Raw genomic sequence first — 7,939 nt, 5'->3', positions numbered from 1 at the left:
CCGCGTCAACGACTCCAGACGTTCACGATCACCCTCACGAAGACCCAGCGCCGGGGCAGGAGAATTGGCCATGACCAATTCTCCCAAACCACAACCATTCAAGAACTAACGGCACGCCGCACTAGATCGAGTCGCCACCAAAAAGGAATGTAATCAAAAAAAGAAGGACAGCCAGCGAAAGGAATCCGACCGATAGAAGCCTTAATATCTTGACGTGGCTACTATCTTTGCTTTTCATTCAACCTCCCCTAGAACGGGTTCCAATAGTAATCCAACGTATATACGGCAGCAGTGGCAACAACGAATACCCCTATCCCCACAGCCGCAGTTCCAACGACTCCGAGACCAAATGCACTACTGATGATACTCGTAACACCCGTTGTCACGCCGAAGTCCAAAGCTCCAAGTCCCATCGTGTAAGCCAAGCCGCCCCAGAAGATCCGCAACCCAGTGGGGTCGGTGTTGTTGATGGGGTTACCTGCGGCGTAGAGGTAGGAGTGTTGTTCTTGTCCGGAGGGGTCTGCGCTGGTGAAGCGGCCCTGGGTGGGGTCGTACCAGCGGGCGCCCATCCGGATCAGGCCGGTGGCGGTGTCGCGGGGCGCCCCGACATACATCAGGGTGTTGGCCTTCGCGGTGGGACTCCACCGGTAGTAGCTACGCGGCTGGCCGTAAGGGTCGTAACGGTAGTAGGCCTCCTTACCACCAGCATCGTTGGTCATCGCCAACACCGACCCGAGACGGTCCTTGTGGAAGTACTCCATCACCCCGCCCAGGTCATAACCCAGCACCTGCCCGTTCGGCAGGATGAACAACTTCATCACACCCTCGCCGAACATGTTGCTCAGCGAGTTCATCCCGGCCGGGTTCCACGACACGTCCTGGCCGTGGGCCCAGGTTCTGGTCGAGGTCACAAAGTCGAACGGGACACTGACCTAGCGCCACGATGACGTCCTCGCCTTCTTTGGACCACACCAGCTCCAGCAACAGCCCCACCGAAGGGATCTTCGGCCGCCCTGAACGCCTCCGGGTCGCTCTGCATGATCGCAGTGCCCTCACCCTATGACATGCGACACGGCCGGACCACAGCCCTCGCGCCCATCCACGCCCAAAGTCCTCACCACCGGCCTACACCCCGGATCGTGAAGAGCCAGATAACCCTACAGCCGATCTCGCAGAGCGCGAATATTGAGGACAAATCCCAAAATACCGATTGCTCCAATGAAGGAGAATGCAATCCACTCCCCAAGGAACGGTCACGACCGAAGGTCCCAAAGCAATATATGCCTGCTCCTAGCATCATCGCGATGCCGCCGATTACTTTATCCTTCTTAGTGATACCCACTGCGAGACCTTTCCTCAGAGCCTGGATAGAATTCCACCAACCGCCGACGCGACATAACCCACCCTCCACGAAACTCAGGGCGACTCACAGGCCGCCAACGCCTTAACATGCGCAGGGCAGGGACGTTTCCCATAGACACAACACTCAAATCCACTCATCCAAATTGGCTCCAACTTAAAAAGTGAGGAATGCAAAAGAACAGGAAGCAACACTCTAAACGAGAGTAAATCAGTGAGGTTTTCTCATCAGGGCTGCCTGTAGAACATCGGCAGTGATGCTCTGGCAAGGGGTGATGGTCGACTCGGGTGGGTGCATGCGGGTCGGGTGGTGCAGGATCGGTTTCTGCCAAGACACCGTCCCCGTATCAGAACCGAGCCCGCATGCTGTCCTATCGTGCCATCCTCGACCTTCCCGAGACCATCGTGCGCCGGGTGGCTGTCGGCCCAGCGTCGCCGACATGACCAGCGCCCATGGCAGCGCGCCAAGTCCTGCTGGACCCAAGCCGTGATGGTGTGCCGATGGATGCTCGACGCCACCCCCATCCACCGCTTGGCCCGTGATCACGGCCTGTCCCAGGCCACCTGCTACCGCTACCTCCACGAGGCCCTCGACGTAGTCGCCGACCACGCCCCCGACCTGCAGGAGGCCCTGGATGGCCAACGGGCCGCCGGAGCTGGCTTCGTCTGTCTGGATGGCACGCTGATCGCCACCACAGCCGTCCACACCCCCACCGGAGAAGGGAAAAGCACCGATGCCCGGTACTCAGGAAAACACCACCGTCACGGACGGAACATCCAAGTCCTCACCGACAGCTCCGGTTTCCCGATCTGGACCTCGCCGGTGTCCCCCGGCAGCACGCATGACCTCACCGCCGCCCGACAACACGTCCTGCCAGCGCTCTACCCAGCCGCAGCCCAAGGGCTGAAGACACTCACGGACAAGGGCTACCAAGGAACAGGGATCGGCATCCTCCACCCGGTCAAGGGCCACTACCTGGCACCGGGCACCGCCACCCGTAACCGCCTCATCACCCAACTGCGAGCCCCCGCAGAACGAGCCAACGCGATCCTCAAGCACTTTCCGCGCCTTGCAGAAGGTCACCCTCGACCCTTGGCGAATCACCGCCATCGTCCGCTCAGCCCTCGTGATCGCTACTCACATGCGAAGATCCGGGTGAGAGAACCTCACTACACGTCATTAGGATTCGACATTGATCGACGGAGCGCCATCGAGAAAGCGAATGCAGATATCCCTATGAAGAGAATAGCCACTCCCCCCCAAACGAAAGGCTCACCAGTGACTATCCCAAACACCACGGCCGCTAGACAAATAAACCCGATTAGGCGCCCACCGAATACTAATAAATTCTTATCGAATCCATGAAAATCTGAATCATTCATGATCACTCCTCATCGACTGCCTTGATGCCATTATTCTTAAAATATCTGGCAATCCTGGCGCCAGTATATCCACCGACAGCGCCTTGCAATCCCCCCGTCAGCGCCCCTTCGAGGACGCTCTCACCATCAAGCGCTGCACCAACAGCTCCGCTTGCTGCTCCCACCGCCCCGCCAGCAGCTGTGCAAGCAAGAATCACCTTGCCGCATGAGGCTCCAATAACTGCACTGCCCACTGTGCCAACAGTGCGAGCCGCTTCTCCCCAGATAGTGACAAGACCAGAGGGATCGGAGAGATTAACTGGGTTACCTGCTGCGTACAGGTAGGGGTGGGTTTCTTGTCCGGAGGGGTCGGCTTGGGTGAAGCGGCCCTGGGTGGGGTCGTACCAGCGCGCGCCCATGCGGATCAGGCCGGTGGAGTAGTCACGGTGCAGCCCTGCATACATCAGGGTGTTGGCCTTCGCGGTGAGGCTCCACCGGTAGTAGCTACGCGGCTGACCGTAGGGATCGTAGCGGTAGTAGGCCTCCTTACCACCAGCATCGTTGGTCATCGCCAACACCGACCCGAGACGGTCCTTGTGGAGATACTCCATCACCCCGTCGAGCTCATAGCCCAGGACCTGACCGTTGGGCAGGGTGAACATCTTCATCACCCCGGTACCGATCGGGTTGGTCACCGAATCGATCCCGGCAGGGTTCCAGGTGTGATCGATACCGTGGGACCAGGTCAGGTTCCGGGTGCCGGTGGGCAACACCTGAGCGTTGGTGAAGTTGAACACGTCCCCCGTGTCGGCGCGAGTCATGGTCGCCACATCCCCGATCGCGGTGGTCTTCACATTGCTGCGGGGCTGCACCCCACCCGCGGGCCAGCCGGGATTCGCGGTCTCGTCACCATTGGCATCGAACCCGATCCCCGCAGACGAGCCGTTGACCGTGGCGAGCTGGTCGGCAGCGTTGTAGGTGAACGTCCGGGTCCCGGCAGTCGGACCCCCGAGGGTTCCGGACAGGGCCGCAGTCAACCGGTTACCGGCCTTGTCATAGGTGTAGCCGAACGAGGCATGGGTGGCGGTGCCGTTCTTCTCGACCGCCGAGGTCAGCCGCCGCAGCGAATCGTAGCCGTAGGTGGTCACCGCACCGGCCGGGACGAAGTCGCCCGTGTGATCAGTCATCGAGACCAGGTTCACCCGGTCCGCCGTGCCCGAACCTCCATAGCTGTAGCTCTGGTGCAGCATCGTCTGCGGCGTGGTGCCGGCCCGGGCGGTCTTCACACTGGTCATCCGCCCGGCAGTGTCCCACGTGGTGTTCGTGGTCATGTTGCCCGGATAGACCGTCACATACAGCCGCCCGGACGAGTTGTAGCCGAACTTCACACACCCCGTGGGCAGGTTCGCATTCGCGGTGCCCGCCAACGGGCACGGCTTACCCTGCCACGCCGCCGACGTCACCTGCCCGCCAGCGTTGTAGGTGTACCTGGTCATCACATTGTTCTCGTCCGCCATGACAGTGACGTTGCCGGCCGCGTCAAAACCGCGCCAACGAGTCTTGCCCGCCTGGTCAGTGGTCTTCTCCAACCGGTTCTGCCCGTCATAGACAAACGTCTGCGCATCAATACTGGTCAGGTTCCCATCACCGTCATGGACCCGATACTGCGTCGTCTCTGGCCCGGCATTCGTCGCACCGTAGACGCCCTTCACGAACCGATCATTCACGTCATAGGAGTACAGGTTCGTCACCCCAGTACCCTTCGCGACCGCCGCGACCCGACCCAACGAGTCATAGGTGTAGGTCACCGCCCCCAACGGCGCCGGCGGGATCACCTTGACCATGTTCCCATCAACGTCATACAGGTAGCGGGTGACATGCCCATTGCCATCAGTCACCGAACACAACTGCCCCGCGAAACTCGAACAATTCGTGGCGCTGTCCGTGCTGCCCGGCTTGGCATAGGTCTTGGTGACCTTCGCCCCACCGGTCGCACTACTGCTCACATCCGTGGCCGACAACTGGTTGCCGACCGCATCATAGGAATAGGCAGTGTCATTGCCCGCATCATCACTGCCGCACTGCTGCAGATCCGTCGCCGTACCCGACGTGGTCCCCGCCCCACACGCCCCCGACGCGTAGGTCGCCGAGCTCGTCGCACCGGTCGGCAGTGACACCTTGGTCGGGTTGTTGTTGCTGTCCCACTCGAACTTGGTCGCGACCGTGGAGACCGTCTCGAAACTGGAAGCCACCATCGAACTCGTCGTCCAGGTCGTGTTCCTCGTCACCCCCAGCGCGTCCACGACCTTCGTCACCCGGCCCTGCCCATCAATCGTGTGGGTCGACGTGTGACCGGCCGGATTGGTCACCACCGTCGACCCACTGGCGTAGGCAAAACTCGTGGTCTGCTTCGCCCCACCACCCTGCAGGTACTGGTAGCGCGACACCCCCGTCACCCGCCCGGTCGTGTCATAGGCCACATCCACCGTCACGCCCCGCGCCGTCGCGATCCGGCACAACCGACCCGCTGCGTCATAGCTGTAATTCACCTGGAAACCCGCCGGGTCGATCACATGCACCAACCGGCCCGCCGCGTCATAGCCATACTTCACCACCCGCGACGCCGAATCCGTGATCGAGATGATCCGGTTCGACGAGTCATAACCATAACTCGTCACCCGGCCCGCCGCATCAGTCACACTCGCAACCCGCTGCACCCCATTCGGCGCCGTCTCGTAACGGTAGGTCAACCCCACCCCGTTACGGTCAGTGATCCGGGTCAACGTGCCAGCCGAGTCGAACACGAACGTGGTCCGCGACCCACTGGCCACCAACTTGTACGACCCATCAGACTCCTTGGTCACCTTCGCCCTGAACGACACATTCGTGAACACGTTCGCATTCGTGGTCGAGTTCTTCAGCGTGACCCGGAAACCCGACGGGGCCCGGAACAACACCTCACCCGTGCCGATCTCCAACCCCACATCCTGACCGGCCGTCACCGACCACCGCTGACCAAACGCCCCCACACGCGACGACAACGAGTTGTAGAACGGGCCTTCGCCCCGGATCCATCCGACAGCACAGATGCTAGCCCCCAAATCACCACCCCGGACCCGAACCACCACAACAATTCACCCCACATTTCCACACCGAGCAGAGCTCGACCGCCCCCCACGCCGGTCTGTCAGTGTCACTCGTCGTGAACACGGCCGAATCAAGCGACTAGACTCCGCAGCATGAGCAAGCAGGTAGTCATGGCCGTTGACCTCGTCCTCGTCGTCGTCTTCTCGATCATGGGGGTGCTGAGCCACGACGGAAACCTGCTCGACAGGTTGCTGCCCGTTTCGGCGCCCTTCCTGGTGGCGTGCCTGGTGGCCTGGGCCATCCTGCTGCTGCGGCGCCGCCCCGTGGGTGGGCTGGCGGCCGGCGTCTTCGTCTGGCTCATCACCGTGGTGGGCGGGCTCAGCCTGCGCGTGGCCACGGGCAGCACCGCGGCGACGGCCTTCATCATCGTCACCGCCACCACTCTGGCGCTCTTCCTGATCGGCTGGCGCCTGCTCTTCCGCAAGAAGCTCTCGGGCGTCTGAGGACCCCGCCGCAGCCTCAGTGGGCCGCTGACCGACTTCCCACCAGGCTGCGCATGAAGACGATCCGCTCGCCGCGGCGTCCGCTGATCCGCGCCCAGTCTTCGGGATCGGAGGTGTTCGGCAGGTCCTCGTTCTCCTCGTACTCGGCCCGGCAGGCGGCGATGATCCCCGCCACCGACACTCCCCCAGGGCCTCCAGAAAGCTCGTCCTTGATGGCCGCCTTCTTGGCCCGGTCGACGATGTTGCGGATCATCGCCCCGGAGGCGAAGTCACCGAACCAGAGCGTCTCCTTGGCGCCACTGACATAGGTCACCTCCAGGAATTCGTTGCGGGCGGTGCGCCCGTAGACCTCCTCGCAGGCCACCTCGATCAAGCCCGGCAGGCCGGGAGCATCGGGGTGCAAGGGGGTCTGCTCCGTGAGGTGCTTGGCGAAGATCTCCGCGGCACCCTCACGTGTGGGGCGTTCCAACTTGATCTTCACGTCGAGCCGCCCGGGCCGCAGGATCGCCGGGTCGATCATGTCCTCCCGGTTCGAGGCGCCGATGATGATGACATTGTCGATTCCCTCGACACCGTCGATCTCGCTGAGCAGCTGCGGGACGATGGTGTTCTCCACGTCGGAGCTGACCCCGGATCCGCGGGTGCGGAAAAGGGAGTCCATCTCGTCGAAGAAGACGATCACCGGCTTGCCCTCGGTGGCGTGCTCCCGCGCGCGGGCAAAGACGGCGCGGACCTGACGCTCCGACTCACCGACGTACTTGTTCAGCAATTCGGGGCCCTTGATGTTCAGGAAGTACGAACCGCCGCGCCCGTCGACGCCGGCCCCCAGCGAATTGGCAACGGCCTTGGCGATCATCGTCTTTCCGCATCCCGGTGGCCCGTAGAGCAGGATCCCCTTGGGGGCAGTGAGCTGGTAGCGGCGGTAGGCGTCGCGGTGCAGGAAGGGCAGCTCCACCGCGTCGCGGATCTGCTGGATCTGATCGCCGAGCCCACCGATGTCCTGATACGAGACGTCCGGCACCTCCTCCAGCACCAGCTCCTCGACCCGGCTGCGCGCCACGCGAGCAAGGGCAAGCCCAGCCCGCCGATCCACCAGCACGCTGTCGCCGGCCGCCAACGAAGCCGGGTCAAGGCTCGGGACCAGTCCCACGAGCACCTCGTCACCGCCGGCACCCTGCACCACCACACCCCCGGGGCCAGCCTCCACCACGACGGCCAGATCCCCCCTCGGTTCGGGCTCGCAGAGTTGCACCGCGACGCTGGACTCATTGAGCAGCACCCCGTCACCGGGAGCCGCTGCCTCCAGCACCGCGGGGAGGGCGCTCACCCGCAGGATCCGGCCCAGAGCGGAAACCTCCAGTGTGGCGGGCTCGTCTGCGATGGGCTCCCGGACGGCGATGACCAGACCACGATTCAGCGGTGGCGCACTGAGGGCGTCCACCTCAGCCTTGAGTGCGACCAGTTTGGAGCGGGCCTCGCGCAGCGTCTGGTTCAGCTTCTCGTTCTGCGCCGCCAGGGAGCGCGCATCGGCGCGGGCGTCCTGCATTCGCCGCTCGGCGATCTCCAGGCGATGGTTGTAGCCATGGCCCGGGCTGAAGGACTGCTCGAAGCCAGCCACGTCACTCTCC

Annotated in this window: 4 protein-coding genes and 1 pseudogene; 2 read left to right on the top strand and 3 right to left on the bottom strand. The window is 62.7% G+C overall.

The window, feature by feature from the left end:
- Positions 1–248: 248 nt before the first annotated feature.
- Positions 249–854, bottom strand: a complete 606-nt coding sequence (locus ACTQ49_RS10990) for an RHS repeat-associated core domain-containing protein (protein ID WP_441827883.1) — start codon at positions 852–854, stop codon at positions 249–251.
- Between the two features lie 868 nt (positions 855–1,722).
- On the opposite strand from ACTQ49_RS10990, the pseudogene ACTQ49_RS10985 reads away from it, so the two are divergent.
- A pseudogene (locus ACTQ49_RS10985) lies at positions 1,723–2,519 on the top strand (transposase family protein).
- Between the two features lie 225 nt (positions 2,520–2,744).
- Here the strand turns inward: ACTQ49_RS10985 and ACTQ49_RS10980 are convergent.
- On the bottom strand, positions 2,745–5,699 hold the full coding sequence (locus ACTQ49_RS10980; protein ID WP_441827882.1) for an RHS repeat-associated core domain-containing protein: 2,955 nt from the start codon (positions 5,697–5,699) through the stop codon (positions 2,745–2,747).
- A gap of 261 nt (positions 5,700–5,960) precedes the next feature.
- Between ACTQ49_RS10980 and ACTQ49_RS10975 the strand changes: the two genes are divergently transcribed.
- On the top strand, positions 5,961–6,311 hold the full coding sequence (locus ACTQ49_RS10975) for a DUF3054 domain-containing protein (RefSeq protein ID WP_441827881.1): 351 nt from the start codon (positions 5,961–5,963) through the stop codon (positions 6,309–6,311).
- A 16-nt stretch (positions 6,312–6,327) separates the two neighbouring features.
- On the opposite strand, the gene arc is transcribed toward ACTQ49_RS10975, so the two are convergent.
- Positions 6,328–7,929 carry a proteasome ATPase gene (arc, locus tag ACTQ49_RS10970; RefSeq protein ID WP_441827880.1) on the bottom strand — a complete coding sequence of 534 codons (1,602 nt, stop codon included), beginning with the start codon at positions 7,927–7,929 and terminating at the stop codon, positions 6,328–6,330.
- Between the last annotated feature and the right edge of the window lie 10 nt (positions 7,930–7,939).

The sequence above is a fragment of the Luteococcus sp. Sow4_B9 genome (assembly GCF_052116585.1).
GTDB lineage: Bacteria > Actinomycetota > Actinomycetes > Propionibacteriales > Propionibacteriaceae > Luteococcus.
Note: the sequence above shows the minus strand (reverse complement) of the source record. Positions and strands in the feature narration are given on the sequence as shown.